At 69.1% G+C, this 26,757-nt stretch carries 25 protein-coding genes and 7 pseudogenes; 14 read left to right on the top strand and 18 right to left on the bottom strand.

The features are described from left to right. The first annotated feature begins 238 nt into the window (after nucleotides 1-238). Together GNX96_RS43070 and GNX96_RS43065 are read left to right on the top strand one after the other, a co-directional pair. Entirely contained in the window at nucleotides 239-577 is a 339-nt protein-coding gene (locus GNX96_RS43070) for a hypothetical protein (protein WP_163573297.1), read from the top strand. A 95-nt stretch (nucleotides 578-672) separates the two neighbouring features. After that, nucleotides 673-906 (top strand): exodeoxyribonuclease VII small subunit, encoded by a 234-nt coding sequence (locus GNX96_RS43065; protein ID WP_163573296.1) that lies wholly within the window; start codon nucleotides 673-675, stop codon nucleotides 904-906. A 56-nt stretch (nucleotides 907-962) separates the two neighbouring features. Here the strand turns inward: GNX96_RS43065 and GNX96_RS43060 are convergent, their stop codons facing one another. Further along, nucleotides 963-1,499 (bottom strand): DUF4245 domain-containing protein, encoded by a 537-nt coding sequence (locus tag GNX96_RS43060; protein WP_163573295.1) that lies wholly within the window; start codon nucleotides 1,497-1,499, stop codon nucleotides 963-965. A 255-nt stretch (nucleotides 1,500-1,754) separates the two neighbouring features. Here GNX96_RS43060 and glpX point away from each other — a divergent pair. The 11 genes and pseudogenes from glpX (at nucleotide 1,755) to GNX96_RS43000 (ending at nucleotide 12,434) form a co-directional block, all read left to right on the top strand. Beyond that, nucleotides 1,755-2,769 (top strand): annotated as a pseudogene (glpX, locus tag GNX96_RS43055) (class II fructose-bisphosphatase). Then, the gene (locus tag GNX96_RS43050) at nucleotides 2,766-3,773 is read left to right on the top strand and encodes a carbohydrate kinase family protein (RefSeq protein WP_279583032.1); all 1,008 of its coding nucleotides are present in this window, start codon (nucleotides 2,766-2,768) and stop codon (nucleotides 3,771-3,773) included. Before glpX ends, GNX96_RS43050 begins: the two are co-directional and overlap by 4 nt. A 356-nt stretch (nucleotides 3,774-4,129) precedes the next feature. Further along, on the top strand, nucleotides 4,130-5,422 hold the full coding sequence (locus GNX96_RS43045; RefSeq protein ID WP_163573293.1) for a citrate synthase: 1,293 nt from the start codon (nucleotides 4,130-4,132) through the stop codon (nucleotides 5,420-5,422). Between the two features lie 2 nt (nucleotides 5,423-5,424). Continuing rightward, nucleotides 5,425-6,200: pseudogene (locus GNX96_RS43040) on the top strand (enoyl-CoA hydratase). Nucleotides 6,201-6,253: 53 nt separating this feature from the next. After that, a complete protein-coding gene (locus tag GNX96_RS67500; RefSeq protein ID WP_452124508.1) occupies nucleotides 6,254-7,303 on the top strand; it encodes a VOC family protein in 1,050 nt (349 codons plus the stop codon). Nucleotides 7,304-7,363: 60 nt separating this feature from the next. Then, nucleotides 7,364-8,791 carry a class II fumarate hydratase gene (locus tag GNX96_RS43025; RefSeq protein WP_163573291.1) on the top strand — a complete coding sequence of 476 codons (1,428 nt, stop codon included), beginning with the start codon at nucleotides 7,364-7,366 and terminating at the stop codon, nucleotides 8,789-8,791. Between the two features lie 115 nt (nucleotides 8,792-8,906). After that, a complete protein-coding gene (locus GNX96_RS43020; protein ID WP_279583030.1) occupies nucleotides 8,907-9,434 on the top strand; it encodes a hypothetical protein in 528 nt (175 codons plus the stop codon). Between the two features lie 4 nt (nucleotides 9,435-9,438). Continuing rightward, entirely contained in the window at nucleotides 9,439-10,491 is a 1,053-nt protein-coding gene (locus tag GNX96_RS43015; RefSeq protein ID WP_279583029.1) for a class I SAM-dependent methyltransferase, read from the top strand. A 263-nt stretch (nucleotides 10,492-10,754) separates the two neighbouring features. Beyond that, a pseudogene (locus tag GNX96_RS66440) lies at nucleotides 10,755-10,955 on the top strand (DUF5107 domain-containing protein); the annotation flags it as partial. A 53-nt stretch (nucleotides 10,956-11,008) separates the two neighbouring features. Then, the gene (locus tag GNX96_RS43005; RefSeq protein WP_390624299.1) at nucleotides 11,009-11,701 is read left to right on the top strand and encodes a DUF5107 domain-containing protein; all 693 of its coding nucleotides are present in this window, start codon (nucleotides 11,009-11,011) and stop codon (nucleotides 11,699-11,701) included. Nucleotides 11,702-11,711: 10 nt separating this feature from the next. Further along, complete coding sequence (locus tag GNX96_RS43000) at nucleotides 11,712-12,434, top strand: hypothetical protein (RefSeq protein WP_163573287.1); 723 nt, start codon at nucleotides 11,712-11,714, stop codon at nucleotides 12,432-12,434. Between the two features lie 3 nt (nucleotides 12,435-12,437). On the opposite strand, the gene GNX96_RS61900 is transcribed toward GNX96_RS43000, so the two are convergent. The 4 genes and pseudogenes from GNX96_RS61900 to GNX96_RS61885 all read right to left on the bottom strand — a co-directional run bounded on the left by GNX96_RS61900 (nucleotide 12,438) and on the right by GNX96_RS61885 (nucleotide 13,398). Continuing rightward, the gene (locus GNX96_RS61900) at nucleotides 12,438-12,695 is read right to left on the bottom strand and encodes a helix-turn-helix domain-containing protein (RefSeq protein WP_313885933.1); all 258 of its coding nucleotides are present in this window, start codon (nucleotides 12,693-12,695) and stop codon (nucleotides 12,438-12,440) included. Between the two features lie 31 nt (nucleotides 12,696-12,726). Beyond that, complete coding sequence (locus GNX96_RS61895; RefSeq protein ID WP_313885934.1) at nucleotides 12,727-12,864, bottom strand: hypothetical protein; 138 nt, start codon at nucleotides 12,862-12,864, stop codon at nucleotides 12,727-12,729. 115 nt (nucleotides 12,865-12,979) lie between these two features. Continuing rightward, nucleotides 12,980-13,228, bottom strand: a pseudogene (locus GNX96_RS61890) (DJ-1/PfpI family protein); the annotation flags it as partial. Next, nucleotides 13,135-13,398, bottom strand: coding sequence for a type 1 glutamine amidotransferase family protein (locus tag GNX96_RS61885; protein WP_313885932.1), 264 nt, complete (start codon nucleotides 13,396-13,398; stop codon nucleotides 13,135-13,137). The pseudogene GNX96_RS61890 and the gene GNX96_RS61885, both read right to left, overlap by 94 nt. A gap of 71 nt (nucleotides 13,399-13,469) precedes the next feature. On the opposite strand from GNX96_RS61885, the gene GNX96_RS42990 reads away from it, so the two are divergent. Then, the gene (locus tag GNX96_RS42990) at nucleotides 13,470-14,039 is read left to right on the top strand and encodes a cysteine hydrolase family protein (RefSeq protein ID WP_163573286.1); all 570 of its coding nucleotides are present in this window, start codon (nucleotides 13,470-13,472) and stop codon (nucleotides 14,037-14,039) included. Nucleotides 14,040-14,091: 52 nt separating this feature from the next. On the opposite strand, the gene GNX96_RS42985 is transcribed toward GNX96_RS42990, so the two are convergent. The 13 genes and pseudogenes from GNX96_RS42985 to GNX96_RS42930 form a co-directional block, all read right to left on the bottom strand. Beyond that, nucleotides 14,092-14,406 carry a hypothetical protein gene (locus GNX96_RS42985; RefSeq protein WP_163573285.1) on the bottom strand — a complete coding sequence of 105 codons (315 nt, stop codon included), beginning with the start codon at nucleotides 14,404-14,406 and terminating at the stop codon, nucleotides 14,092-14,094. Between the two features lie 84 nt (nucleotides 14,407-14,490). Next, the gene (locus GNX96_RS66435) at nucleotides 14,491-14,574 is read right to left on the bottom strand and encodes a hypothetical protein (RefSeq protein ID WP_390624298.1); all 84 of its coding nucleotides are present in this window, start codon (nucleotides 14,572-14,574) and stop codon (nucleotides 14,491-14,493) included. An 80-nt stretch (nucleotides 14,575-14,654) separates the two neighbouring features. Then, nucleotides 14,655-15,257 (bottom strand): annotated as a pseudogene (locus GNX96_RS66430) (SCO7613 C-terminal domain-containing membrane protein); the annotation flags it as partial. A gap of 854 nt (nucleotides 15,258-16,111) precedes the next feature. After that, nucleotides 16,112-17,242 (bottom strand): hypothetical protein, encoded by a 1,131-nt coding sequence (locus tag GNX96_RS42975; protein ID WP_279583027.1) that lies wholly within the window; start codon nucleotides 17,240-17,242, stop codon nucleotides 16,112-16,114. Continuing rightward, complete coding sequence (locus GNX96_RS42970) at nucleotides 17,197-18,459, bottom strand: hypothetical protein (RefSeq protein WP_163573282.1); 1,263 nt, start codon at nucleotides 18,457-18,459, stop codon at nucleotides 17,197-17,199. Before GNX96_RS42970 ends, GNX96_RS42975 begins: the two co-directional genes overlap by 46 nt. A gap of 235 nt (nucleotides 18,460-18,694) precedes the next feature. Beyond that, nucleotides 18,695-19,369, bottom strand: coding sequence for an aggregation-promoting factor C-terminal-like domain-containing protein (locus tag GNX96_RS42965; protein ID WP_279583026.1), 675 nt, complete (start codon nucleotides 19,367-19,369; stop codon nucleotides 18,695-18,697). Nucleotides 19,370-19,692: 323 nt separating this feature from the next. Continuing rightward, nucleotides 19,693-21,034 (bottom strand): annotated as a pseudogene (locus GNX96_RS42960) (PhoH family protein). A 341-nt stretch (nucleotides 21,035-21,375) separates the two neighbouring features. Beyond that, nucleotides 21,376-22,142: pseudogene (locus GNX96_RS42955) on the bottom strand (isoprenyl transferase). Between the two features lie 46 nt (nucleotides 22,143-22,188). Continuing rightward, nucleotides 22,189-23,025 (bottom strand): inositol monophosphatase family protein, encoded by an 837-nt coding sequence (locus GNX96_RS42950; RefSeq protein ID WP_279583037.1) that lies wholly within the window; start codon nucleotides 23,023-23,025, stop codon nucleotides 22,189-22,191. Between the two features lie 82 nt (nucleotides 23,026-23,107). Further along, nucleotides 23,108-23,848, bottom strand: a complete 741-nt coding sequence (locus tag GNX96_RS42945; protein ID WP_163573279.1) for a hypothetical protein — start codon at nucleotides 23,846-23,848, stop codon at nucleotides 23,108-23,110. Further along, nucleotides 23,769-24,224 (bottom strand): hypothetical protein, encoded by a 456-nt coding sequence (locus GNX96_RS42940; RefSeq protein ID WP_279583025.1) that lies wholly within the window; start codon nucleotides 24,222-24,224, stop codon nucleotides 23,769-23,771. Before GNX96_RS42940 ends, GNX96_RS42945 begins: the two co-directional genes overlap by 80 nt. Then, nucleotides 24,182-25,282: a coiled-coil domain-containing protein gene (locus GNX96_RS42935; protein WP_163573277.1), complete on the bottom strand. Its 1,101-nt coding sequence runs from the start codon at nucleotides 25,280-25,282 to the stop codon at nucleotides 24,182-24,184. Before GNX96_RS42935 ends, GNX96_RS42940 begins: the two co-directional genes overlap by 43 nt. Then, on the bottom strand, nucleotides 25,212-25,832 hold the full coding sequence (locus GNX96_RS42930; RefSeq protein WP_163573276.1) for a hypothetical protein: 621 nt from the start codon (nucleotides 25,830-25,832) through the stop codon (nucleotides 25,212-25,214). The genes GNX96_RS42935 and GNX96_RS42930 overlap by 71 nt, the downstream gene beginning before the upstream one ends. Nucleotides 25,833-26,757 lie beyond the last annotated feature (925 nt).

Here is a 26,757-nt window from a genome sequence, read left to right as displayed (position 1 = left end):
GGCGCCGCCGGACCGGTCCCTGGATCTTCGTCGGTTTATCGTCCGTCATCCTGTTGGTCGTGCTGGCCGGAGGGGTCGTGTTCTTCCTGACCAGTAACCGGTCCACGGACCAGTACTCCGGCTACTTCCAGGTGGAGAATCTCGTCACCCCGGTCATGATCAGCGACGGTGCCACCGGCCCCACCACTAAGACGTGTAACCGCAAGGAAAACAAACACTCGCTGTTTCGCGGCTGCGCATGGGTGGGGCCAACCGAGCGGACGGGAAGCATTCCCGGTTCTACGTCGAAGTCGACGTCTTTCCCAGCAGCTACCAAAGCAAGGGCTCGGGGGCAGACGCGGCCAAAGCCGCCGCGCGAGAGGACGGGCAGGACCTGACCGGATCCGTGTCGGTGCCTGGCTTTCACTCGCCCGCGTACGGCGGCTGGCTGCCCCCCCCGGGCACCGCTCAACTGATCTTTTCCCACGGGAATGCCGAAATCCTGGTCGACTTCGCATTGACACCAGGCGGGGCACACGATCCCAGCTGGCAGGCGCACGCCGAGAGTGCCGCGAAGAAAATCGAGGCCGCCCTCTGACTTTGCCGTGCCGCCGGCGGACCTTCCCCACCTGCCGTGTCGGCGGCAGGCCGTACCAACGCGGTGTCGACGGGGGGGGGACGTACGATCGGCCGGTGGCTGCCAAACCGTCCGTGAACGCCGATGTCCGCGACCTGTCGTACGAGCAGGCCCGCGCCGAACTCACCCAGGTCGTCCAGAAACTGGAGACCGGCGGCGCCACCCTGGAGGAGTCGCTGGCCCTGTGGGAGCGCGGCGAGGCGCTCGCCGACGCCTGCCAGGCCTGGCTGGACGGCGCCCGCAAGAAACTCGAAGCCGCCCGCGCCGCCCGCGAATCCACCCCTGAGTAACCACCAACGGGCGTCGCGGAGCGTGACCGAGGGTGGTCGGCGGAGGCGGCGAGGGGCTACCTGGCTGGGTGGAGGGAAGCGGCGAGGGCGTTCAGCTCGGAATCGGGCATCTGGCCGATGACCAGGATGGTGACCTTGGGCTGCTGCCACACCAGCGCGCGCTCCTTGCCGCGGCCGGAGTAGATCTGCCAGTCCCGGCCGCCGACGGTGCGGTCACCGACCGGCGGGCGTACGCCACCAAGCTCGTCCGGCAGCAGGCTGGTCACCGGCACGTCGCTCTCAACGATCCGCGCCGACCCGCCGCTCGGGCTCACGTAACCGATCCGCAGCGTCGCCGTACCACCGTTGCCGTGGTCCACATCAGCACGCGTCACCGTCCAGCCGGTCGGCAGCCCCTGCGGCTGCAGCACCGGGAAGCGGTCCACGGCCCGGGCCGACTCGTACGCGGACGAGGGGTCCACCGCGGCCGGGCCACCGGACAGCCACTGGACCACCAGCACGACGGCCACGATCGGGATCAGCAGCACGCCGAGGCTGATCGCCATGTTGCGCGGCAGTGGATTGGCGCGGGACGGCGCGGAAGAGCTACTCACTCCCCCCCATCGTCCGCCATCGGCGCTGGCCGACTGACCCCGGTCCGCCCCTGCCGGACCGGACGTTTCCAGCGAGCGTACGAACGAGGCCGACCAGCGGTCGGGGCCACCGCCGCCAGTAGCATGAGACGCACCGACGAGGGAGCGTCGCCGCGACACCCAGCGCGGCGTCAGGGAGGCACACGTGAACGAGCACGGCCGCATGGGCGGCGCCGGACCGGACCCGGCGGAGCTCGGGTCGCACCAGTACACCCGATGCCCACCACGACTGGCCCGCAGGCCCCCGACCGCAACCTCGCCCTCGAGCTGGTTCGGGTCACCGAGGCGGCCGCGATGGCGGCCGGCCGATGGGTGGGGCGGGGCGACAAGAACGGCGGCGACGGCGCCGCGGTGGACGCGATGCGCCAAACTGATCAACGGCGTCTCGATGAACGGCGTGGTCGTCATTGGCGAAGGCGAAAAAGACCACGCGCCGATGCTCTACAACGGCGAGCGGGTCGGCGACGGTACGGGCCCGCAGTGCGATGTGGCGGTCGACCCGATCGACGGTACGACCCTGATGGCGAAGGGCATGCCGAACGCGATCGCCGTTCTCGCGCTGGCCGAGCGAGGCGCGATGTTCGACCCGTCCGCGGTGTTCTACATGGAAAAACTCGCCGTCGGGCCGGACTGCGCGGGCGTCGTGGACATCACCGCGCCGGTGTCGGACAACATTGCCCGGATCGCGAAGGCGAAGGACACCGGCGTCGGTGACGTGACGGTCTGCATCCTGGACCGTCCCCGGCACGGCGAGCTGGTCAACCAGGTCCGCCAGACCGGCGCCCGGATCCATTTCATCTCCGACGGAGACGTGGCCGGCGCCATTTCCGCGGCCCGCGACACCAGCGCGGTCGACGTCCTTATGGGCATCGGCGGCACACCTGAGGGAATCATCGCGGCCTGCGCGCTCAAGTGCATGGGCGGCGAGATCCAGGCCCGACTGTGGCCGCGGGACGAGGCCGAGCGGCAGAAGGCGCTGGATGCCGGCCACGACCTGGACCGGGTGCTGTCCACCGACGATCTGGTACGCGGCGACAACGTGTTCTTCTTCGCGACCGGCGTCACCGACGGCGACCTGCTGCCGGGAGTCACGTACCGGCGCGGCGGCGCGGCCACCCACTCACTCGTGATGCGTTCCAAGAGCGGCACCATCCGGGTGATCGACAGCTGGCATTCGCTGACCAAGCTGAAGGCGTACTCACTGATGATTGATTTCGACCAGGCGCCGTGAAAACAGGATTGTCCACAGTGGACCCAGTTATTGCCGTGATCGGCGAGAACATTGTCGATTTGGTGCCCAACGGCGACGACGGTCTGCTGCGTCCGATCCCCGGTGGCAGCCCGGCGAACATCGCCGTGTCGGCGGCCCGGTTGGGCTCGCCGACGGCACTGCTGGCGCGGATCGGCGCCGATGCCTTCGGCCGGCAGATCCGCCGCCGGCTCCGCGAAGACGGCGTCGACGAGCGGTTCCTGGTCGACGCCGCCGAGCCGTCGTCGTCACTGGCAGTGGTGTCCTTCGACGAGCGGCGCCGGGCGTCGTACGACTTCTGGGTCACCGGCACGGCCGACTGGCAGTGGCGGCCCGGCGAGCTGCCGGCCCGGCTGCCCGCGTCCGTACGAGCGTTGCACCTCGGCTCGATCGCGGCGCTGCGGGCCCCGGGCGCGGCCACCATCGAGGCCTTCGCCCGGGAGCAGGCCAGTAACGACGAGGTCACGCTCAGTCTTGACCCGAACCTGCGGCCCTCCATCGTCGGCTCCGGGCCGGAGGTCACCGCCGCGGTCGAGCGACTGGTCCGGCTGTGCCAGCTGGTGAAGGTCAGCGACGAGGACCTCGACCACCTGCACCCCGGCCGTGACCCCCTGGAGGTCGCGGCACGATGGGCTGCCAGCGGGCCGTCACTCGTCGTGGTCACTCGCGGCGGCGACGGCGCGGTCGCGCTCGCCGGCGACCAGCGGCTGACCGTGTCCGCACCGGAGATCGCGCTGGTAGACACCGTTGGCGCCGGCGACAGCTTCGCCGGCGCGCTGCTGCACGGGCTGGCCGCCGCCGGGCTGCTCGGAAGCGCACTGCCCAAGGCCCTCGCGGGCGCGGATCTCACGGCGACGATCGGTCCGGTCGTACGAGCGGCCGTCGTCGCGGCCGCGCTGACGTGCACTCGGGAGGGCGCCGATCCGCCCACCCGGACCGAGCTGGAAACCGCACTGGCCGGTTATCCACAGGACGCACTCAGCTAGTACTACTACAGGGCTACTCAAGCGGCGATAGCCGAGCCCAAGTGTCGACTGACGGCACGGCGAAACCGCCCACGTGGCGCTGCCACGCAGGGCGGCCCCGCCGCACCGTCAGACGACACTTGGATCTCGACTCTCATCCGCATGAGTAGCCCTGTAGTACTAGTCCCCTACCAGCAGGCATATCGTCGGGTAGTTGGAGAAAAATCACACCGGCAAAGCGGACCAGCGGCGGCCACGGACGTGCCGAGAGTCTGTACGGACGAGTAGCGTTCAATCTACCGGCTTGTATCGGTCTCCCTCGGGGAGTCGCACCCATGACCTGGGCGCTCCCCGCCCCCCGGACGAAAGGCCCCTTGATGACTGACCAGAGCACCACCGTCCTTCGTTATCCGGGCGGCGAGCTCGAGATGCCGATCATCCCGGCGACGGAGGGTAATGCCGGGATCGACTCTTCCAAGCTGTTGGCCAAAACCGGCTACGTGACCCTGGACACCGGTTTCGTGAACACCGGTTCGTGCCAGTCGGCGATCACCTACATCGACGGTGACGCCGGCATTCTGCGCTACCGCGGCTACCCGATCGAGCAGCTCGCGCAGAACTCCACCTTCCTGGAAACCAGCTACCTGCTGATCTACGGCGAGCTGCCGACCACCGAGCAGCTGACCGCGTTCGATTCCTCGATCCGGCACCACACGTTGCTGCACGAGGACATGAAGCGGTTCTTCGACGGCTTCCCCCGGGACGCGCATCCGATGCCCGTTTTGGCGTCGGCTGTTAACGCGCTTTCCACCTTCTATCAAGACAATCTTAATCCGACCGACCCCGCCGGGGTGGATTTGACCACCATCCGGCTGATGGCCAAGCTGCCGACCATCGCCGCTTACGCGTACAAGAAGTCGATCGGCCAGCCGTTCCTTTACCCGGACAATTCGCTGGGTACGGTGGAAAACTTCCTGCGGATGACGTTCGGTTTCCCGGCCGAGCCGTACGAGGTCAACGAAACCGCGCGGGCCGCCCTTGACCTGCTGCTGATCCTGCACGCCGACCACGAGCAGAACTGTTCGACGTCAACCGTGCGTACGGTCGGTTCGGCCCAGGCCAACATGTTCGCGTCGATCGCCGCCGGCATCAACGCGCTGTCCGGCCCGTCGCACGGTGGCGCCAACCAGGCGGTGCTGGAAATGCTGGAGAACATCCACCGCAGCTCGGACGACGTGGATGGTTTCGTGAAGCGGGTGAAGAACCGCGAAGAAGGCGTCCGGCTGATGGGTTTTGGCCACCGCGTCTACAAAAACTACGACCCGCGCGCCGCGTTGGTGAAGAAGATGGCCGACGACGTGCTGACCAAGCTCGGCGTTTCGGACCCGCTGCTGGACATCGCGATGGAGCTCGAGCAGCACGCGCTGTCCGACGACTACTTCATCGAACGCAAGCTCTACCCGAACGTGGACTTCTACACCGGTCTCATTTTACAGGCACTGGGTTTCCCGAACCGGATGTTCACCGTGCTGTTCGCGCTCGGCCGGCTGCCCGGCTGGATCGCCCAGTGGCGGGAAATGATGCAGGACCCGGCATTCAAGATCAGCCGTCCCCGGCAGATCTACACCGGCCCCGGCGAGCGCGACTACGTCGGCGTCGGCAACCGTTAGTCATGACCGAAAACCTGCGGGTCGAGCGGGACGGTCCGGCCTTGACCGTCACGTTCGACCGGCCGCGGCAACGCAACGCGATGACCGCGAAAATGTACGACGGCCTGGTCGAGGCATGCGATCGGGCCGACCGCGACGAGGACGTGAAAGTCCTCGTGCTGCGCGGCGCCGGCGGTGAGGCTTTCATCGCCGGCACGGATATCGGGGAATTCGCTGGCTTTTCCTCCGACGGCACCGACGGCATCGGGTACGAGAAAAAGGTCGGCGACGTGCTCGACCGGGTCGAGTCCGTACGAGTGCCGACCATCGCCGTTCTCACCGCTTCTGCGTCGGCGCCGGCGTGCCACTCGCATCGGCCTGCGACCTGCGGGTCGCCAGCGACGACACCAAGATCGGCATCCCGGTCGCCCGTACACTCGGCAACTGCCTGTCGGCCAAGACGTATGCGCTGCTGGTCTCCCGGTTCGGCGCGAGCCTGCTGCTGGACATCGTGGTGCGGGCCCGGCTTATCTCCGCCGCCGAGGCGCAGGCGGCCGGTTTCCTGTCCGAGGTGCGACCGGCCGCCGAGCTCGACGCGGTGGTAGCAGACCTCGTACGCACGGTCAGCTCGCACGCCCCGCTGACCATGTGGGCGACCCGCGAGTCGCTGCGCCGGATCCGCAACGCGAACCTGCCCGCCGACGAGGACATCCTCGCGACCGTCTACGGCAGCGCCGACTTCGCCACCGGCGTACGTTCCTTCCTCGCCAAGGAACGCCCCACCTGGACCGGCCGCTAACGCCCGCTCACTGGCACCGCTGCGATGTCGTAGGTGGCCGGTACGGTCCGGCTATGACTCTTGATATCAGCATGGTCACCATTGACTGCGAGGATCCGCAGCGGCTCGCCGGGTTCTGGGCACCGGCGCTGGATCTCCAGGTGCTCGGCGACTACGGCGAGTTCGTGCTCCTGGGCCGCGAAGGTGCCGCGGTGAACCTTGGCCTGCAGAAGGTGCCCGAGCCGCGGACGGGCAAGAACCGCGTCCATGTCGATCTCGGCGGCGAACCCCGCGCCGAGAGCGACCGAGCGCCTGGTGGCTCTCGGCGCCACCTACAAGACCGAATATCGGCAGCCGGGGCTCCGGTGGTCGGTGCTGGTCGACCCCGAGGGCAACGAGTTCTGCATCGGCGAACACTCGGGCTGAGCCTCTATTCGACGACTTCGCCGTCGATGACGTGCGTGTGGTGGGTGTGTACGAACATCCGGCGGGCGCGGTCGGCGACGCGTTTGGTGGAGATGAGGTCGAAGGCGCCGCCGACGACGACGCGCCGACCACCGGCACACCCGGCTGGCACCGACGGCCGCCACCCGGGACGCGATCGCGCCGGCTGTCTTGCCGGCGGCCACCCGGGTCGCCACCCGGGCGGCGGCGCGGGCCTGGATCCGCGGCAGCACCACGCCGGCCGCCTTCTTGCCGGCGGTGATGCCGGTGCTCTTGGCCGCGGCGGCCTCTGTGGTGCCGCTCACGCACGCCTCGACGGCGCTGCGTACTTCCAGGTCAGCGAGGTCATGGCCGTGCGCGTACGCGATCGCCGCGGTCAGCCGGGCCTGCACGAGCAGGGTGGCGGCGAGCCCGACCGGGGCGCCGACCGCCGCGGTCGCGATGCCGCCGACGCTGGTGACCGCGCCCTGCACGGCCGCGTGGCCGCACTGCGTACGCACCAGCCGGTCGGCGATCTGGCTGGGGGTCATTCCCTTGCGCTGCAACGGGTCGACGAGGTCACGGGCCCCCCGGAACGGCCCCACGCCGTCGATGCCGGCGTCCACCGCGCGCTGCAGCAGCAGGACATCAGCACGTGGTCCGTCTTCTTGGCCAGCACTGACACGGCGCCTCCGATTTGAGTCCATCTTGTGGTCATCCCAGTCTGCCTTGGCCGCGCCGTTCGTGCTTGGCTAGGGGACATGGCGACGAACACTTCCGCCGAGGACGGCGAGCAGCAGTACCGGATCGAACACGACACGATGGGCGAGGTCAGGGTGCCCATCGGCGCGCGCTGGCGGGCCCAGACGCAGCGTGCGGTGCAGAACTTCCCGATTTCCGGGCGGACCCTGGAGCCGGCGCACATCGCCGCGCTCGCCCGGATCAAGGCCGCGGCGGCGAAGGTGAACGCCAAGCTCAAGGTCATCGACGCGGACATGGCGGCGGCGATCCAGGAGTCCGCGGCGGAGGTGGCGGCCGGCGAGTGGGACGCCCAGTTCCCGATCGACATCTTCCAGACCGGCTCGGGCACCTCCAGCAACATGAACACCAACGAGGTGCTGGCCACCCTCGCGAGCCAGAAGCTGGGCCGTGCGGTGCACCCGAACGACCACGTCAACGCGAGCCAGTCGTCCAACGACGTGTTCCCGTCCTCCATCCACATCGCCGCCACCGACGCTGTCGTACGGGACCTCATCCCGGCCCTTCAGCACTTGGCGAAGTCGTTGCGGGGCAAGGAAAAGAAGTTCGCTGACGTCGTCAAGCCGGGGCGTACGCACCTGATGGACGCGACCCCGGTGACCCTCGGCCAGGAGTTCGGCGGCTATGCCACCCAGGTCGAGCGGGGCGTCGAGCGGCTGGCGGCGTCGCTGCCCCGACTCGCCGAGCTGCCGCTGGGTGGTACGGCGGTGGGCACCGGCATCAACACCCCGCCCGGCTTCTCCGCGGCCGTCATCGCCGAACTCGCCGAGGCCACCGAGCTGCCGCTGACCGAGGCCGTCGACCACTTCGAGGCGCAGGGCGCCCGCGACGGCCTGGTCGAGGCGTCCGGCCAGCTGCGTACGATCGCGGTCGGACTTTTCAAGATCGCCAACGACATCCGCTGGCTCGGCTCGGGTCCGCGTACCGGCCTTGGGGAAATCTCGCTGCCGGACCTGCAGCCGGGTTCGTCGATCATGCCGGGCAAGGTGAACCCGGTGATCTGCGAAGCCGTGCGGCAGGTGTGCGCGCAGGTGATCGGAAACGACGCGACCGTCGCGTTCGGCGGCGCCACCGGTGACTTCGAGCTGAACGTGATGCTGCCGGTGATCGCGGCCAACCTGCTGGAGTCCATCCGGCTGCTGGCCAACGTTTCCCGGCTGTTCGCGGACAAGTGCGTCGACGGCATCACCGCGAACGTCGATCGCGCGCATCAGCTGGCCGGCTCGTCGCCGTCGGTGGTCACTCCACTGAACCGCTACATCGGGTACGAGAGCGCCGCCAAGGTCGCCAAGCACGCGATCGCGCAGGGGCAGACGATCCGGGAAGCCGTCTTCGATCTGGGTTTCGTGGCCGACCAGCCGGGCGAAGGTGTCGTCACCGAAGCCCAGCTCGACGCCGCCCTGGACCTGCTCTCGATGACCCATCCGTAGCCTTTGTTCATTCGACAGGTGATTTCGGCCCACGAGTCGCGGGCCGGAATCCGTTGGGATGCCTTGTGAACATCGACCGTGTCGTCAGCCGGCTGCAGCAGGCCGCGCGCGGGTGGTGGTGGAGGAGACCGCGCAGGCGGGTGGGAAAAACGAGGTCACGCTGGCCAGCGGCCCCGCCACTTTGGACGGGCTGCGGGCCGAGTTCCAGGAGCGGGTGCCGCCTGAGGTCACCGAGTTCTTCAGCGCTGTCGACGAAGTGCACCTTCCGGACCTCTGGAACGGCTATTTCATCGGCTCGCCCCAACAGATCGCCGACGTCCACCGGGCGCGCCGGCCGCAGTTCGTCAAGCACGCCGGGAAACTACACGACGTGATGATCGTGGCGACCACCGGAAACGGCGTACGTTACGCGATCCCGGTGCCGGAGGACGGCCCGGTCTGGGTGCTGCCGCGGCCCCGATCGTCGACGGCGCATACCAGGCCGACGACGCCGAGGCGCTGGTTTTTTTCGGGTCATCGCACCACATTTTGGCTTCTTCGTGGAACAGATCGCGACCTACGCCATCGTCGAGGACGGCGATCCCTTCGACCCGTACCGGTTCTCTTAAGGGCAAATTGGGTCGCGCGGTGGTCGGCGGCGTGAGATCGTGCCGGACGTGGACGACTATATCGCCGTTAACAAAGCCAACTGGGACGACCGGGCGGCGGCACACGCGGCTTCGCCGGACTACTCATTGGAGAAGTTCCAGAGCGATCCAGCGTTCCTGAGCGGCGTCGTACGGTTCGACCTGCCGCGGCTGGGCTCGATCGAGGGCCTGCGCGGCGTACACCTGCAGTGCCACATTGGCACCGACACGATTTCGTTGTCCCGGCTCGGCGCCCGGATGACCGGGCTGGACTTCTCGGCCGCCTCCCTCGACCAGGCTCGCAAGCTTGCCGGCGGTCTCGGGGCGGACGTGGATTTCGTGCAGGGCAACGTGTACGACGCGGTCGAACTGCTGGGCGCTGGCCAGTTCGACCTGGTTTTTTTCACCGGCATCGGCGCGTTGTGCTGGCTGCCGGACATACGCCGATGGGCTGACGTGGTGGCGGGCCTGCTCAAGCCCGGCGGCCGACTGTTCATCCGGGAAGGGCACCCGATGCTGTGGGCGCTGGACGACCCCCGCGACCATGGCCTACTGGCGGTCGAGTTTCCCTATTTCGAAAGGGAAGAATCCACAGTTTGGACTGGGGGCGGCACGTACGTGGAGACCGACGCGGTCTTCACCGCGAACACCACCCCCCACGAGTGGAACCACGGCCTCGGTGAGATCGTCACCGCGTTGCTGGCCAACGACCTGCGGCTGACGATGCTGGAAGAGCACGACAGCGTGCCGTGGCCGGCGCGGCCCGGCGAGATGGACTACGTCGGCGAAGGCGAATACCGGCTCACCGACCGGCCGTGGCGGCTCTCCCGCACAGCTACACCCTGCAGGCGGTCAAAGGCCACACGGTGGGCCAGTAGTGGCCTGCGTCACTGTCTCGGTGTACACCCGCCGGTAGCGTCGGAACCCGCTAGTACTACAGGGCTACTCATGCGGATGAGAGTCGAGATCCAAGTGTCGTCTGACGGTGCGGCGGGGCCGCCTGGCGTGGCAGCGCCACGTGGGCGGTTTCGCCGTGCCGTCAGGCGGCGCTTGGGCTCGGCTATCGCCGCTTGAGTAGCCCTATAGCACTAGAACAGGTCCCGACGGAGGAGTCCGGTGAGTTCCACTCTGAGACTGGAAAAGCTGCGCATGCCGGTGGCCTCGCCGCAGGCCCAGAGCCCGCTGCCGATGCTGCGCGGCACCGATATCCACGCCAGCGTTCGCGGCGGGGAACTCGACGTCGAGTACGGGCGGATCAGCCACCTGCTGCCGTACCACGCCCAGGACGACTACAGCCGCGAGCCAGTCGACCGTGAACTTTCGGTTCGGTTGCCGTACTGGAAAACGAGTGGCTCACCGCGACTTTCCTGCTGGAGTTCGGCGGCCGGCTGTGGTCGTTGGTCGATCGTACGAACGGCCGCGAACTTCTGCACCGGCCATCGGTGCTGCAGACCGCGAACCTCGCGCTGCGCAACGCCTGGTTCGCCGGCGGGGTGGAGTGGAACCTCGGCACCACCGGGCACTGGCCGCTGACGTGTGCGCCCCATGCGCTGGCTGGGTGTCCGGGCCAAAAGGCGTGCCGGTGTTGCGCATGTGGGAGTACGAGCGACTGCGCCGGATGGTCGTCCAGCTGGACGCGTGGCTGCCGCCCGATTCCAGGGTTCTGTTCGTACGCCCGCGGCTGCACAATCCGCACCGGGAAACAATTCCAGTTTACTGGTGGTCCAATGTGGCCGTACCGGAAACCGACGCGACCCGGGTGCTGGCGCCGGCCGACACCGCCTGGCAGTTCGGCTATGAGGCGGAGCTAAGGAAAACTCCGGTTCCCGGTCCCACCGACGGATATCCGGCCCGGGCAGCCACCGCGGCGGACTATTTTTACGATATTCCCGATGACAGGGCCGGCTGGATCGCCGCCGTCGACGAGAACGGCGACGGATTTTTCCAGACGTCGACGCGTCCGATGCGTGGCCGGAAACTCTTCTTCTGGGGCACTGGCCAGGGTGGCCGGCGTTGGCAGGAATGGCTGGGCGACGGACGCTATCTGGAAATCCAGGCGGGCCTGGCTCGTACGCAGCTGGAGCACGTGCCGATGCCCGCCGGCGAAACCTGGTCCTGGACCGAGGCGTACGGCCCGATCGCGGTGGACGCCCAAGTGGCCCACGGCGACTGGACACGCGCTAGCCAAGCCGCCGGCGAAGCGGTCGCGCGGGTGATCCCGGCCACCGACCTGTCCACTGTGGACACCGAAGCCGCGCGGTGGGGCGGCGCAAGCGCCAGTTGACCGACTGTCGGTGGGGTCCGGTTGGGGTGCGCTGGAGGTACGCACACGGTGGCCTGCCCGCCGAGGCCGCCGCGCCGCGTTCGCCGACGACACCCTCGGCCCGGATCAGCAACCGTGGCTCCAGCTCTGGGAAACTGGCGCCTTCCCTGCTCAAACTCAGCCGGTCAGCACAAACGTTGGTCCACAGTGGACAGATAAACTGCTGACCCTGGGCGACGACTGGCACGCCCTCCTGCACCTGGGTCTACTGCGCCATTCCACCGGCGACCACGCCGGCGCCCGCGCGGCCTGGCAGAAATCGTCCGCGCTGAAGGAAAACCCGTGGAGCCTGCGCAACCTGGCGGTGGTGGAGCAGGACGCCACCGCGGCGGCCGCGCTGCTGACTCATGCGCATGCGCTGCTGCCCGGAAATTGGCAGCTCACCAACGAAACCCTGGCCGCGCTGCTACGAGCCGGGTTGGCCTCGGACGCGCTGGACCTGATCAGCGGGCTCGATTCGGCGCAGCGAGCGCACGGCCGGATCCGGCTGTGCGAATGCCGGGCAGCGCTGGCCGTTGGCGACACCCAGCGAGCCGGCGCGATTCTGCGCGGTCCGTGGGAAATCAGCGACCTCAAGGAGGGCGAAGACAGCCTCGGCCGGCTCTGGTCCGACTACCAGCGAGCCGCCGGTACCGACGAGCCACTACCCTACCGCTACGACTTCCGCATGCACCCGGAGCCGGCTCCCTGCTGAGTTTCAGCCTGACCGGGCGAAAGTTCGGCGATACGCGGCCGGCGTGGTGCCGATTTGCCGGCGAAAATGGGTACGCAGCACACCGGCGTCCGCGAAACCGCAGCGGGTCGCCACCCGATCGACGGAAAGATCGGTACGCTCCAACAACTCCGCGGCCCGCCGAACCCGTTCGGCGAGCAGCCACTGCAGCGGCGAGACGCCGGTCTCGGCGACGAACCGGCGCGCGAAAGTACGCTCGCTGACACCGACTCTCCCAGCCAGACCGGCGACAGTGTGCGCGGAATCAAGCCGGTCACGGGCCCAGTCTTGGACGGGCCGCTATCGACGGTGCCGGCGGGCGTACGGGCGGGACCGGCACGTCCACATACTGGCGCTGACCGCCGTCCCGGTGTGGCGGGGTGACCATCCGGCGGGCGATGGTGCCGGCCACCGCCGAGCCGTGCGCGAGGCGTACGAGATGAAGGCAGAGATCGATGCCGGGCGGCCGTGCCAGCCGAGGTCCACAGTGGACCGTCGCCGATGAACAGTGCGTCGGTTTCCATTTTGATATCAGGAAAATCGACGGCCAACCGGTCGGCTAGCAACCAATGTGTGGTGGCCCGGTGGCCGTCCAACAGACCGGCTTCGGCCAGCACGGCGGCGCCCGAACACAGCGCGGCCACCGTCGCCCCGCGGCGCACCGCGGACCGCAGCGCGCGACTCACCTCCTCGTCCACTGGAGCGAACCAGTCCTTCCGGCCGGGCACCACCACCAGGTCAGCGCCGGCGAGCCCGGCCAGCGGGTGGGTGGGCACCGCCTGCAGGCCGCTCTCTCCAACGCCACCGGTTCGCGCGTACGAGCGCAGGTCCGCAGCTCGAACGGCGGCACGCCGTGCTCGGTGCGGTCTCGGCCCCAGACCTCGATAGCGACGCCGACATCAAAAGCGTTGTTGCCCGGCTGCAGGAGAAGCGCGATCGTCCGCATGGCTGGAATCTACCCCATGGTGACATTCTTGCCACTAGTTCCCGTCGGTTCGGCGGCGAACGATAGAAGGCATGACAATCATCGCGCCCAACGCGGCCCTCATCGTCGTCGACGTCCAGCAAGGATTCTCCGACCCGTCCTGGGGCACCCGCAACAACCCCGACTTCGAGTCCAACATTGCCGAGCTGCTGGCCGGCTGGCACCGCACCGGCCGCCCGATCGTGCTCGTACGACACCACTCCACGAAGACCGATTCTCCGCTGCGCCCCGGTCAGCCAGGCAATGATTTCCAGCCCTTGTTGGAAAATGTCACCGCCGAGCTGACTCTGCAGAAGTCCGTGCATTCAGCTTTCCTGGGCAAGCCGGAGCTGCACGCCTGGCTGTCGGCGGCCGGCATCGGGGAGATCGTGGTCTGCGGCATCCAGACCAACCGCTGCTGCGAAACCACCGCACGGATGGGCGGCGACCTCGGTTATCGAGTGCTGTTCGCGCTCGACGCGACGCACACCTTCGACGAGGTCGGCCCGGACGGCAGCACGGTCACCGCCGACGAGTTCGCCCGGATCACCGCGGCGAACCTGCACCACAACTTCGCCACCGTGACCACCACCGCCGACATCGTCAGCGCCCTCAAAGGCTAGCTAGCACTATCGTGGCGGCGATAGCGCGCGCTATCGTACGTCCATGAGCCCGTCACCGAGCCCGGCCGGCAAGCTCGCCGCGGCGCTGGAATCGCTGTCCCCCGCCGACCGCCAGGAAGTCACCGCCTGGCTGCTGGAGACCACCCGGGCCGTCGCCCAGCCGCCGAGCGTCGTCCCACCAACCCACCAGTTCGACTCGCCGCGGATGCGTCCGCGCGTCGATTTGGACCGGCATGCCGGCGGACTGGCGACGGCAGCTCACCAGCACGCTGCCCAGCGGCGAGAACAGCCAGCTGGTGACCGTGAGACTGCCCACCGACCAGCACGCCCGGCTGCGCGACTGGTGCTCCAGCCACAACTTCACCATGGCCGCCGTCGTCCGCGGCCTGATCGAACGCTTCCTCGACGACCAGGAACCCCGCGAACCCACCTCCCCAGCCTGATCTCCGGGTCAGCGCATGCGGGCGACGGCTCGGCTGAGGCGTAAGACGTCCCGCCGGCGGTGTTCGTAGCGGGCGCCGACGCCCAGCAGCACCACGCCGCCGACGGCGAGCGGGACCCAGCGCGGCAGGGCGGTGACGACATCGGCGACCAGCGGGGGGACAGCTCGTGGACCGCTAGTACGGCGAGGATCGCGGCGGCGATCAGGAAAGGGGCCTGGCGGCGGCGGTACGCGCCGAGCAGAGTGACGGCCAGCGCGGCGGCTCCCAGCGCGAAGGGCCGCCACGACTCGGTCGACACCAGGAACGTCATCGCGAGGCTGGGCAGCAGCAACCCAGTCACGCCCGGCCCGAAGGTCACCCACGACAGCAGCTGCGGCCACCGCCGGCTCATCCAGAAGCCGCCGGCGATCGCCAGCCCGGCGGCCGGCAGCGTGTACGCCTCGGGCGTACCAATCCGAGCGGCCACCAGCCAACTCCAAGTGGCCATCAGCTCCAACCCGATGGCCACGAACCAGACCATCCGGCGGTCCGGCCGCAGGCCGTGCAGCCCGACCACCAGCCCGGCGAGGAACAGCACCAACCCGGTGTGGAAAGCCTGGCCGACGGTCAGCCCGACAGCGGCGAGCCCCGCGGGCAGCGCGGCGGCCTCCAGCACCAAAGCCAGCCGGACCCGCGCCGAAGCAGCCACGGCACCGGAGTCTGGGGCTCGGGCACTGGAGTACCACGGATGACGTACCAAGGCCGCCACAGCCACGGCGACCGCGCCGCCGACCATCAGCACGGCGTACGCGATCGCCGACGCTGGGAAGCCGAAGTGGAAGCCGGCGACGACCGCGTCGAGGGTGGCGGCGAGTACGGCCGCGCCGGCGGCGAGCTCACCGATCAGCTGCCATCCGCTCACCCGCGTGCCAGGCACCGGCCACGGCAACCGTACGAAACCACCCACCACCGCCAGCAGCAGAGCGGCAATGACCAGCGCGGTCAGCCGGATCCACGCCTCGGTCGGCGCGACCGAGAGCCACAGCACACTCGGCAGCACCGCGAGAATCCCGGCGGCGGCCACCTGCAGGGTCGCGCTGAGCGACGGTGGCCGGCGGGTCGCCCAGGCCAGCCGGAAACCGAGCAGCGCCAGCACGGCGGGCAGTGTGTACGCCTCCGGAAGGTGGACGGCCGCCGCGTCGAGCCAGTACCAAGACGCGACCATCAGCGCGACAGCGGCCACATATCCCAGGAAGCGCCGGTCCGCCCGCAGCGCAGCCACCGCGGAAATCGCCGCTATAAGAGCAAAGATCTGACCGCTCTGCCACAGATGGCCGCCCGTCAACCCGATGGCGACCATTGCGGCCGGGATCGCGGTGACCTCCAGCGCGACCGAAATCGGGACGGATCGGTGGACGATCGCGGCGGCGGCTCCCACCGCGACCGCCACCACGGCGACGACCGCGAAGGCGGTCCAGCGCTGCTCCCACCCGAGCCGGTAGCCCAGCGCGATCGCGTCGCCGGCCGCACCGCCAATGGCGAGTACGGCCGCGAACGCACCACCCGCCTGCCATCCCGCGAGTTCCCCCCACGGCCGCCGTACGAGCAGCAAGGCGCTGGTCACGGCCACCGCGACCAGCGTGATCGCGGTCAGCCGGATCCACGCCTGGCCGGGTTCGACGGGCAACCACGCCAGACTTGGCAGCAACATCCCGGCGAGACCGAACCCGACCGCGGCACCAGCCGGATCGCGATGAAGGCCGCGGGCGCAGAGAACGGCGCCCGGCCCCCGCGAGCAGCAACGACGCGGGCAGTGTGTACGCCTCCGGCACTCGTACGTCCGCGGCGAACAGCCAGCACCACGAGGCGAGGCGCCACTTCCAGCACCCCGACGGCGACCAGGACGGCCCGCCGATCGCGGTGGACCGCCACCACGCCGGCCCCGGCGCCGCAGATCGCCAGGACCAGGCCGGACTGCCACGGATGGCCGGAGGTCAGGCCGAGCGCGACCAGGGCCCAGGGCAGCGCCGAGAGCTCAGCGGCCAACCGCTGCCCGCCACGCAGCAAGCCGGCGACGCCAAGAGTCATCACGACAACGGCCAGCGGGCCAAGGGACGCCCACCAGGTGGGTACGCCCGAAAGGATGGTCAGGCTGTCAGCGCCGGCAGCCGCGACCGCGATCCCGACCGGCAGCCAGTTCAGTTCCCGCTGATGGGCCGGTACGGCTACCACGACGGCGCCGGAGGCCAGCGCGGTCAGCGCGGCGATGGCCGCGTGCTGCCCTTGCGCTGACCAGCAGACCAGGTCCGCTACCAGCGCTAACGCGCTGATCACCGCGGTCGCCGTGAACAGCCGCCGAGCTCCCGGCCAGTCCTTTCTCGGGGCAGCCGTCGACGGCTCGCTCGCCCCAGCCGGCGCACTCCGGCGGGCTAGCGCAGCCCCGGCCAAGGCACCGATCGCGACCAGCTGGACGGCGAGCGCGGCCGGCCAGTCCAGCCGAAGGCCCGCGGGCAGCAGCAGTACGACCACCGCGAAGCCGCCGGCCCCGATCGCGGCGGCCGTCCAGGCGGCGAGCGCGCGGTAGGCCAGCGCGGTGCCGGCCACCGCGATGAAAACGGCGGCAATCACGGTCCACACGTCGATGCCACCAAACAGCCGGATGGCCGTACGAGCGGCGGTTGACAGCTCGTAATGTCCGAGCCACACCGCGGCCGCGGCCGCGCTGTCGCCCACCATCACCAGCAGCGCGTTCGCGGCCGGAACCACAGCGCCGATGACCACCACGGGCAGAGCGCCCAGCATCGACGACCGCCGCCATCGGGCCGGCAGCGCCGCCGACGCGGCGCCGCCACCACCACCGCGCGCGATCGCGATCGCGGGCCGCGACCGGCGGGTGAACGGCCACTCGCGCGGGCATGACGACGAGCCCGATCGCCACCGCGGCCGTCACCGCACCCGCCCCGAGATCGGCGACCGTCCGCTGCCCGAACACCAGCCCGCTGGCCAGCAGAACGGCCGCGCCAAGCGCCAGGACGCCGGCCGCCAACGCGGACGTCGTGGCCGTACGAGCCAACGCCAACCCCAGCAGCGAGCCGCCCGCCCGCGGCCACCAGAGCAAGCCCTCCGCAGCCGCAGGCCACGATCATCACTTCGTCCTTGCGCCGCCAGCCGAGCGCGCCATCGGCCGCCGCGACCAGCAGCGCGACCGCCGCCCAGCCGGTAGCGCCGGGTCGCAGGTCGGCGACCACCAGCAGCGGCAGCACGGCCTGCGCCAGCACCACCGCGAGCGGTCGCATGAAACGGTTCGGCACCAGCGCCGGATAAGTGGCCGCTATCGCCGCAACTATGGCAACGGCCAAGCCTGCGTACGTGCTGGCGGCCAGACTGTCCGGCAGCAGTCCGGACGCCCGGGCCGCGTACGCGTCAAGGCCAAGAAACACCAGCCCGACGCTCGCGACCGCCAGCGCGGTCGTACGCAAGCCGTGCCGGTTCAGCAGCGCCGGCACGGCCAGCACGACGATTGTCAACGCGGCCAGCATCGCGGCCCGGCCGCCAATGCCGACTCGTCCCCACGCGACGACGGTGAAGACGACCGCGGCAACGCTGAGCAGCAGGCCGCCGAGGCTGAGCAAGACGTTTTGCACGGTCCACGGTGAGTTCTCGTCGACCGCGCGCGCTTCGGTACGGGTAGACGACGGCTGTGGCGCGGCCGGCGGCATGGGCTGTGAGGACGTGACGGCAGGTCGGCCGCGTACGCCCAAAGGAGCCGGCGGGATCGACGGCCGTACGACCGTGGGCGCGGGCGGACCGGCGGGCACGAGCGCCGCCGCGGCCAGCTCGGCTTCCAGCTGCGCGACCAGCACCCGCCGGCGGTGGACGAAGTTATGGCGGGCATCGCGCAGCCGCCGCAGCTGCTGGTCGACGCCGGTCAGCTCCTGGTCGATGAACTGATCTCGTCGGCCGCCGGGCCGACCAACCGCAGGCCGCAGCCTCGGCAATGCGGCAACACCTGGGGATTCTCGACGGCACACAACGGGCATCGCGCCAACGGCAGGGGACTCGCCATCACTCAGCTCCAAGAGAGATTCCTCGTTGGAGTGAAGCGTCCCGAAATCCGTACCCAGCCGAATCTGCCCTGATACTCAACCCCGCTGAGTACTACTACTCACCCAACGGGACAGAAACGCGAAAACGCCGCCCCCGCGTAGCGGAGACGGCGTCGTCAACGAACGATCAGTACCAACCTCGGGTCTGCCAGATCGCCCAAGCCTTACAAGGGGTGCTGTATCGCTTCTTGATGTAGTCGAGGCCCCACTTGATCTGGGTGGCCGGGTCGTCCCTCCAGCCGGGACCTGCCTCAGCAAGACGGTCTTTCGGAACGGCTTGCGGGATACCCCAGGCAGTACCCGCACTGTTGGTCGCGTGCGTTGACCAGCCGCTCTCCTTATCCCACATAGGGCTAAGGCAGGTCATCTCGCCCGTGGAGAATCCCCATTGAGGAAGCATGCCGCAGGCGATCCGGCGGTTACCGCTGTAGTTCTTTATGCAGTCCACTGACGGCGGGGGCACACTCAGACCTGCACCGGTGCCGTCGTCTGTACGAGCCTGGGATCGGGAGGCTTTCGCGGCGGCCGCTCTGGCTGCCGCCGCCTTCGCGTCCGCGGCTGCCGCCGCCTGGACTTGGGCCTGAACCTGCGCGGTCGTGCCGGCGCGCTTGGCGTCGGCGAGCGCTCCGGCCTGGTCCGCGCGGTCGTCATCGACCGGCCGGGTCTGCTGGCTGACCGCGGTGATCTGCTCGGGCTGTTTCATCGAGCCGGCGAAATAAGCGGCTCCGACGCCGAGCATCAGGACGGCGACCGCGAAACTGCGGACCACCACGCTCGACCCCCGGACAACGATCCGGTTCACCTGCGAACTTCCCTTCGTCGTGCGCACCAAGCCGCCCATAAAGGCAGCCCGCGAACGGCTCCACCACCCTGTCACCGGCGCGGTCACTGTCGCCGCGTCGACAACTCGGCCCGGGGAAGAATATGGCCGAGCTCGTTTCAAGCGCCTGGGCGGTCGTACGTTAACCCATCGTCCGTCCGGCTCAAAACGTCACACCCACGGTCGAACTCATCACCCGTTCGTCCGTACTGAGGTATTTTAACCCGCTTTGGTACGGACGCGTTTCAGGGGTCGACACGGGCGTGTCGACCCCTGAAATCCGGCCTCTGGAAAGCGGCCGCGAACTAGATGTTCAGACCCTCCAACATCTCTGTGACCAGGGCGGCTACCGGCGAACGCTCGGACCTGGTGAGGGTCACGTGGGCGAACAGCGGGTGGCCCTTGAGAGCCTCGATGACCGCCGCGACGCCGTCGTGCCGACCAACCCGGAGGTTGTCCCGCTGGGCGACGTCGTGGGTGAGCACGACGCGGGACCGCTGGCCGAGCCGCGAAAGCACTGTGAGCAGCACGTTTCGCTCCAGCGACTGGGCTTCGTCGACGATGACGAACGCGTCATGGAGACTTCGGCCACGGATATGCGTCAGCGGCATCACTTCGAGCATCCCGCGGGCGTGGATCTCCTCCAGCACGGTGTCGTTGACGAGTCCGCCGAGCGTGTCGTAGACCGCCTGGCCCCACGGCGACATCTTCTCCGCCTCAGTGCCCGGCAAGTAGCCGAGTTCCTGGCCGCCAACCGCGTAGAGCGGCCGGAAAACGACGACCTTCTTGTGCTTGCGGCGCTCCATCACCGCGTCCAGGCCGGCGCACAACGCGAGCGCGGACTTGCCCGTACCAGCCCGGCCTCCGAGCGACACGATGCCGATGTCGTCATCCATCAGCAGGTCCAAGGCGACCCGCTGCTCGGCGGACCGGCCGTGCAACCCGAAGGCCTCGCGGTCACCTCGTACGAGCCGGACGGTCTTGTCCGGTTGTACGCGGGCCAGCGCCGAGCCACGGCCGGACAGCAGCACCAGACCGGTGTGGCAGGGCAGCCCGGCGGCCGCCGGCAGGTCCAGCGACACCTCGCCGTACAGCGTCGCCATCTGCTCTTCGGTCACGTCCAGCTCGACCATGCCGGACCAGCCGTCGCCGGAGGTCATCTCGTGCCGGTATTCGTCGGCGGCGACGCCGACCGAACCCGCTTTCACCCGCAGCGGCATGTCCTTGCTGACCAGCACGACGTCCTTGCCCTCGGCCGCGAGGTTGAGCGCGACGGCGAGGATCCGGTGGTCGTTGGCGTCCGCCCGAAAGCCCGGCGGGAGCACCTTGGGATCGGAGTGGTTGAGCTCGATTCGTACGGTCCCGCTCGTCGTTGACGGGGATCGGCGCGTCCAATCGGCCGTATTTGATGCGGAGTTCGTCGAGAGTTCGCAGGGTTTGGCGGGCGAACCAGCCCAGTTCGGGATGGTGTCGTTTGCCCTCCAGCTCGCTGATCACCACCAGCGGGAGGACGACCTCGTGCTCGGCGAAGCGAGCCAGCGCGCCCGGATCAGAGAGGAAAACCGACGTGTCGATGACGAACGTCCGGATTTCCGGGGCGGATGTCGCGGATTGTGTAGTCACGGCGCCGCTCCAGCAGGTCTGCACCCCAGACCCGCGGTGAGGATTCGGCCGGGACCTGACCCCATGAGGGGGCCGGGTGCCGGCCCCCTCGCTTATCGCAGCCACTGGATGAACCTGCGTCCAGGGCGTGCAGCGGTCGGACCAAGAAGGCTCCTTACAAGGGGCCACCCGGGCGGTCCGGAAGACCCGGTCCGCCACTACCGAAGTTACGCCGTGCGCAGCAGAGATCAAGCCCTTGACACGCCGTGCCGCGGTGTGCGGGTACGCGTCGACGACCTGCCGAAACACCACTGGCATCGACTGGACACATGGCCGACATCCGCGGTTCAGCGAACCGCACAAAAGGCGCTTACGGTACGAGCCGGTCAGCCGCCGTAGCGGCGGTGCCGGTTCGCGTAGTCCCGCATCGCGCGCAGGAAGTGCGCGCGCCGAAAAGCCGGCCAGTACGCGTCGCAGAAGTAGAACTCCGAGTAGACGCTCTGCCACAGCAGGAACCCGGAAAGGCGCTGCTCACCGGACGTACGAATGATCAGGTCCAGGTCCGGCTGGCCGCGGGTGTAGAGGTGCTCGGCAATGTGGTCGGCGGACAGGATCTCGGCCAGCTCCTCGATCGAGCTGCCCCGGTTGGCGTGCTCCAGCAGCAGCGACCGGACGGCGTCCGCGATCTCCCGCCGGCCGCCGTACCCGACCGCGATGTTCACCCGCATGCCGGTGCGCTCGTCCGTACGGCTCGCGCGGCCTCTTTGAGGATCGCCGCGGTCTGGTCGGGCAGCAGATCCAGAGCACCCAGCACGGTGAGCCGCCACGGCTGCCCGTCTTCGGAGAGGTCGGTGGCGAGGCCCTCGATGATCTGCAGCAGCGGCCGCAGCTCCTCCGCCGGGCGCGACAGGTTCTCGGTGGAAAGCAGCCACACGGTGACCGCCTCGACGCCGGCGTCGTGGCTCCAGCCAATCACCTGCTCGACCTTGGCCGCGCCGGCCCGATGCCCACTGGGCGTGGTCAGGCCTACATCGCGGGCCCACCGGCGGTTGCCGTCGATGATGAGTCCGATGTGCCGCGGCATGGTCTTACCGCTGAGCGAGGTGGCCAGCCGCCGCTCGTAAACTTTGTAGAGAAGATCTCTGATGGCCACGGATGCACCTTACGCCCGGACGACGGCACCTGGAGCGGTCGCTGGGCTAGGAACCGTCAGCCGTACCAAGGAGTCGGAGAACCTCGGCATGCAGAGTGGGATTGGCGGCGACCATGGTGCCGGTGTCCACTCGGGCGGCGCCGGTGATGTCGGTGACCTTCGCGCCGGCGGCGACCATCACGGCGTACGAAGCGGCGAAGTCCCAGATTTTGCCGGCGGGGCAAAGCGCGGCCTCGTACCGGCCGGCGGCGACGTCACCGGAGACGCTGGCGTCGGACGCGGTGAACATTTCGTACGAGGCGGCGCGGATGCGTTCGATGCCGTCACCGAAGCCACGGCGACGCCAGACAGAGGGGCCGCTGTACGCGACCTGAGCCTCGGTCAGGGTGTCCATGGTGGACACATGCAGCGGTCCGCCGGTCGAGTCGGCGGTGACGCCGACGGCCCCCCACCAGCGCTCGTGGTACGCGGGCATGGAAATCACGCCGACCACCGGCACGTCGTCGACCGCGAGCGCGATCAGGGTCGCGAAGCCGTGCCGGCCGCGGGCGAAGTTGGCGGTGCCGTCGACCGGGTCGATGATCCAGCGCCGGCTGGCGGCCGGGTCACCGATCAGGCCTTCCTCCTCGCCGAGCACCGCGTCGGTCGGGCGGGCGGCGGCGATCTCCTCGCGCAGCCGTGCCTCGACCTCTTTGTCGGCGTTGGTGACGAAGCTGTTGTCCGGTTTCAGCTGGATGTCCAGCGCCGGGTCCCGCCAGTGCCGCCGGGTCAGCTCGTCGGCCGCATCTGCCAGTCGCAGCGCCAGTTCCAGGTCGTCCGCAAGATCACCCATGCCACCAGACTGCCAAAGATCTCTGACTTCTGGGCGTACGCCACCTGTCATCTCCGCCACCAGACCCTCGCGAACTCGACGTTTTCGTCCTCAACCCCGGCGTGTCGCCAGCGAAAACGCCGAGTTCGCGAGGTCAGGAGACGACGACTCGGGAAAGGAGTTCGGTGAGCTCGCCGCGGGGGCCGTCGGCTTCGGCGGGGACGGTTTTGAGGGCGGCGGTGAGGACGCGCTGGGCTTCGAGGTGGCGGCCCATGTCCAGCAGGAGCCGGCCGCGGCGGAGTACGTCGGCGACGGCGGCCTCGATGGTCTTGCCCAGCTGCCGGAAGCGCTCGGCCGCCGGGGTCACCCGTACGAGGGCCTCCGGTGCCGAGCCGGTGTTGGCCAGGATCCGAGCCGCGTCGTAGCCGAGCATGGCCAGCGCCCAGACCGCCGGCGGCTCGGTGTCCGGGATGACCGACGCCAGCTGCTCGGCGCCGTTCAACGCGCCGACGGCCCGCTCGGCCTCGGCCGCCCACAGCCACGACAGGGCGGTTCGGCGCAGGCAGCCAAGCTGCTCCAACACCATGTCGGCGGCGCCGTACGCAGCAGCCGCGTCGGCGAACCGCTGCGCCGCCTCGGCGTCCCGGTCGAGCTCGTCAAGGATCTCTGCGGCGCCTTCGCGCATTTGCCCAAGACCACCCTGATTCCGTTCGGTAGCACAGAAATCGGCCACCTGATCAAGCAGTTCCAGCGCCTGCTCGGGCTGTCCGAGGTCCCGGTACGCGCGAGCCAGCAGGAACTTCGCCCGGGCCAGCTCACCGTCCGCGCCGATCTCGGCCAGTACCGGCAGCGCGTCCTCGGCCGCGTCGGCCAGCTCGTCCGGCCGGCTGGTCACCAGACACGCGGACGCGAGGTCGACGCGGGCGAAAGCGGCCGGCACCGGCTGGTCGGCGGTGGCGAGCGCGGCGACCGCTCCGACCGAGCGACTCGTACGCCTCCGCCTCCCGTTCCAGATCCATCGCGAGCTGGCCGCGCAGGTGCCAGGCCCGGCCGCGAATCGCCTGCTCAGTGGCGGTCAACGCGTCGGGCAGCAGCGCGTACGCGCCTTCGAGGTCACCGTCGCTGGCCCGCAGCCGGGCGGCCAGGATCAGCGCCTCACACAGCACGTTGCTCGGCCCGAGGCTCCGGAAAAGCTCGACGGCCCGCTCGGCGCTCGCCCGCTCCCCGGTCACCTCTGCCGAGTCCATCGCCGCCTGCGCCGCCAGCGGCACGTCGTCGTCGCCGCCTCGGCCAGCCGCTGGATTTCGGCCAGCTCAGCCGGAAAATCGTCCGGGCGGTGGATCGCCTGCAGGCCAGTCAGCAGCCGCAGGTGCGCGCGGGTTCGCTGCTTCGGATCCCCCAGCTCGTCGATCCTCGCGACGCTCGCGGTCAGCTCGGCGAAGCCCTCCTCGGCCTGGCCGAGGTGACAGCGCAGCAACGCCAGCCGGCCCACCGCGAGCTGCCGGCCGACCTCGTCGCCGGCCGCCGCGAAGGCCTCGATCGAGGCCAGCCAGGTGCGCTCAGCCGCCTCCGGCTCTCGGCGGGATTCCATTCCAGCGCGCGCGTTCAACCGCCGGCCAAGCAGGGCGGGTGACGGCTCTGGACACACCTCGTCAAAGCGCGCCCAGATCGCCTCCGCCTCGACGAAGTTCCACAGCACCCCAGCCCGCTCGGCCAGGTCGGCCAGCTCCTGGGCGGACGCCGGCAGGTCGGGTGTCGGCGGTGCCGCTGGTACGACTGAAGGAGCCGCTTGGCGTACCGCACCAGACAGCGGCACCCGCTCAACCAACTGCTCAGCGGCCAACAGCGCCCGGATCTGGTTGCCCTGCTCGTCAGTGCCGTTTCGGGCGTCGAACTGGGCGGCCAGCGCGAGCGCGCGCTCAGTCAGTTCGTCGTACAAGGCACCAGCGGTGATCTCGGTGTCGCCGCGCCCAAGAGCCAGCTCCGCAAAGCCGGCGTCGACGGCCTGGCGCAGGACGGCCGCGCCGGCCGCCGAGAACCGCATCTCGGCGGACGGCGTCGACGGCTCGTCCAGCCACGGCAAATGCCGCTCCAGCAGCTCCAGCCCGCGATCCTCGTTGCCACTGGCCACACAGAACTCCAGGTGCTGGGCCAGCGTGCCGAGCTTGGCCCGGTTCCCTTGAATGGCCCGGTATGCCCGCCGGTGCGCCTGCGCGGCCTCCTGCACTCTTCCGGTACGAAGAAAAGGAAGCAGCAGCTCAGTGAGAATGTCCTGCGGCTGCTCCGAGCAGGTCAACTCGCCACTGAGCACCGGCAGCGCAAGGACCACGGCTTCCTCGTCGCGGCCTCGCCAAGCCAGGTAGGACAACTGGGAGGTGGGCTCGCAGCCAACGCAGTCGGACACGTCGCCGCGCGCGCGCCGCGCACCACAGCTGATATTGCTCATCGGCGGTGGCCACATCGCCGATGTGCTCGGCGACCAACTCTCGGTGCTGGTGCACCGGGTTCATCGACTGGCCGGCGAGCCGATAAAGACGCTCCATGTCGTCCAGCACCGCGTACGTACGATCCAAGGGCACGTCAGGGAACTTGGTCAGCGAGCTGACCATCCACTTGAACTGCCAGCACAGGTTCATGTCGTATTCGGGGTCGCCGTCACCGCGGTCGTACGCGGCGAGGCACCAGGAGAACGTGTCGAACGCCTTCGCCGACTCGGCGCTGTGGTGGTAGGCGACGGTGGCCTGTAACCTGCCGCGATACTGCAGGTTGGTCAGCCCCTCGGCGTCGGCTTCGCGGACCGCCTCCTCGATCGCCGCCACCTGCGCCGGCCCAGCCGGCATCAGGTGCGCCCGCTCCAGCCGCTCACCCAAGTCACTCATCGTCCGCTCCTGTCCCGCCGGCCCGCGAACCCGACGTTTTCGTCGTCAACACGCCGAGAGTCACAACGAAAACGTCAAGTTCGCGCAGGGTTACCCGACCCTAGTCGGCTTGGCACACCCGTAACCCCTGCCCGCTCGGTCGCGAAAACGCCAGGACGCTCGCCTCCACACCCAGACGCGCCACCCGCGCGGGACCGTCACCTTCACACCACAGTCGGCCAACTTTGCACGGAACCCAACCCCACGTGCCCACCCCGCGCGGAACCGTCACCATCTCCATCAAGTTGGTCAACTTCGACGAAACCCAACCCCGCGTGCCCACCCTGCGCGAGACCGTCACCATTCCCATCAAGTCGGTCAACTTCGACGAAACCCAACCCCGCGTGCCCACCCCGCGCGAAACCGTCACCATTCCCATCAAGTCGGTCAACTTCGACGAAACCCAACCCCGCGTGCCCACCCCGCGCGAAACCGTCACCATCTCCACCAAGTTGGTCACCTTCGACGAAACCCAACCCCGCTGTCCCCACCCCGTGCGGACCCGTCACCTTCACACCCAAGTCGGTCAACTTAGACGGGACCCAGCCCCGTCCGGCGCCATCGGCCGCCAGGCCCGATGTTGCGCCCCTCCGGCCGGAGCGTCCGTTTGCAGGCCCGCGGTCTTCGCGGGCCTACAAAGGCGGACTCTCGTAGCCGTAGTCGGACGCGCCCGCGCCGAAGGCGCCAGAAGAAACACAGGGCCGATCGGCAGTAAACCATCGGAAAAGCCCGCCCCGTCCACCGGTCTTTGGTGGCGGGGCGGGATTTTCCGATGGCTGTTAGACGATACCCGCACCCTCGCTTCACCGCACTTACCAGGGGCTCCGTCCCCGTACCGCCCATATCCCCGCCCTTAAACCCGGGCATCGGACCCGTACCGTCCACC

This window comes from Fodinicola feengrottensis (genome assembly GCF_010993775.1).
Lineage (GTDB): Bacteria > Actinomycetota > Actinomycetes > Mycobacteriales > HKI-0501 > Fodinicola > Fodinicola feengrottensis.
Note: the sequence above shows the minus strand (reverse complement) of the source record. Positions and strands in the feature narration are given on the sequence as shown.

Excerpts from the sequence above, each read along its gene's own strand:
- GNX96_RS43045 (WP_163573293.1), top strand. The coding sequence starts at position 4,130 with ATGACTGACCAGAGCACCACCGTCCTTCGTTATCCGGGCGGCGAGCTC.
- GNX96_RS42930 (WP_163573276.1), bottom strand. The coding sequence starts at position 25,832 with ATGAGTGACTTGGGTGAGCGGCTGGAGCGGGCGCACCTGATGCCGGCT.
- GNX96_RS67500 (WP_452124508.1), top strand. The coding sequence starts at position 6,254 with ATGACTCTTGATATCAGCATGGTCACCATTGACTGCGAGGATCCGCAG.
- GNX96_RS42990 (WP_163573286.1), top strand. The coding sequence starts at position 13,470 with ATGACAATCATCGCGCCCAACGCGGCCCTCATCGTCGTCGACGTCCAG.
- GNX96_RS42985 (WP_163573285.1), bottom strand. The coding sequence starts at position 14,406 with ATGGTGAAGTTGTGGCTGGAGCACCAGTCGCGCAGCCGGGCGTGCTGG.
- GNX96_RS43070 (WP_163573297.1), top strand. The coding sequence starts at position 239 with ATGGGTGGGGCCAACCGAGCGGACGGGAAGCATTCCCGGTTCTACGTC.
- GNX96_RS42950 (WP_279583037.1), bottom strand. The coding sequence starts at position 23,025 with ATGACAGGTGGCGTACGCCCAGAAGTCAGAGATCTTTGGCAGTCTGGT.
- GNX96_RS43005 (WP_390624299.1), top strand. The coding sequence starts at position 11,009 with ATGTGGGAGTACGAGCGACTGCGCCGGATGGTCGTCCAGCTGGACGCG.
- GNX96_RS43025 (WP_163573291.1), top strand. The coding sequence starts at position 7,364 with ATGGCGACGAACACTTCCGCCGAGGACGGCGAGCAGCAGTACCGGATC.
- GNX96_RS61885 (WP_313885932.1), bottom strand. The coding sequence starts at position 13,398 with ATGCGGACGATCGCGCTTCTCCTGCAGCCGGGCAACAACGCTTTTGAT.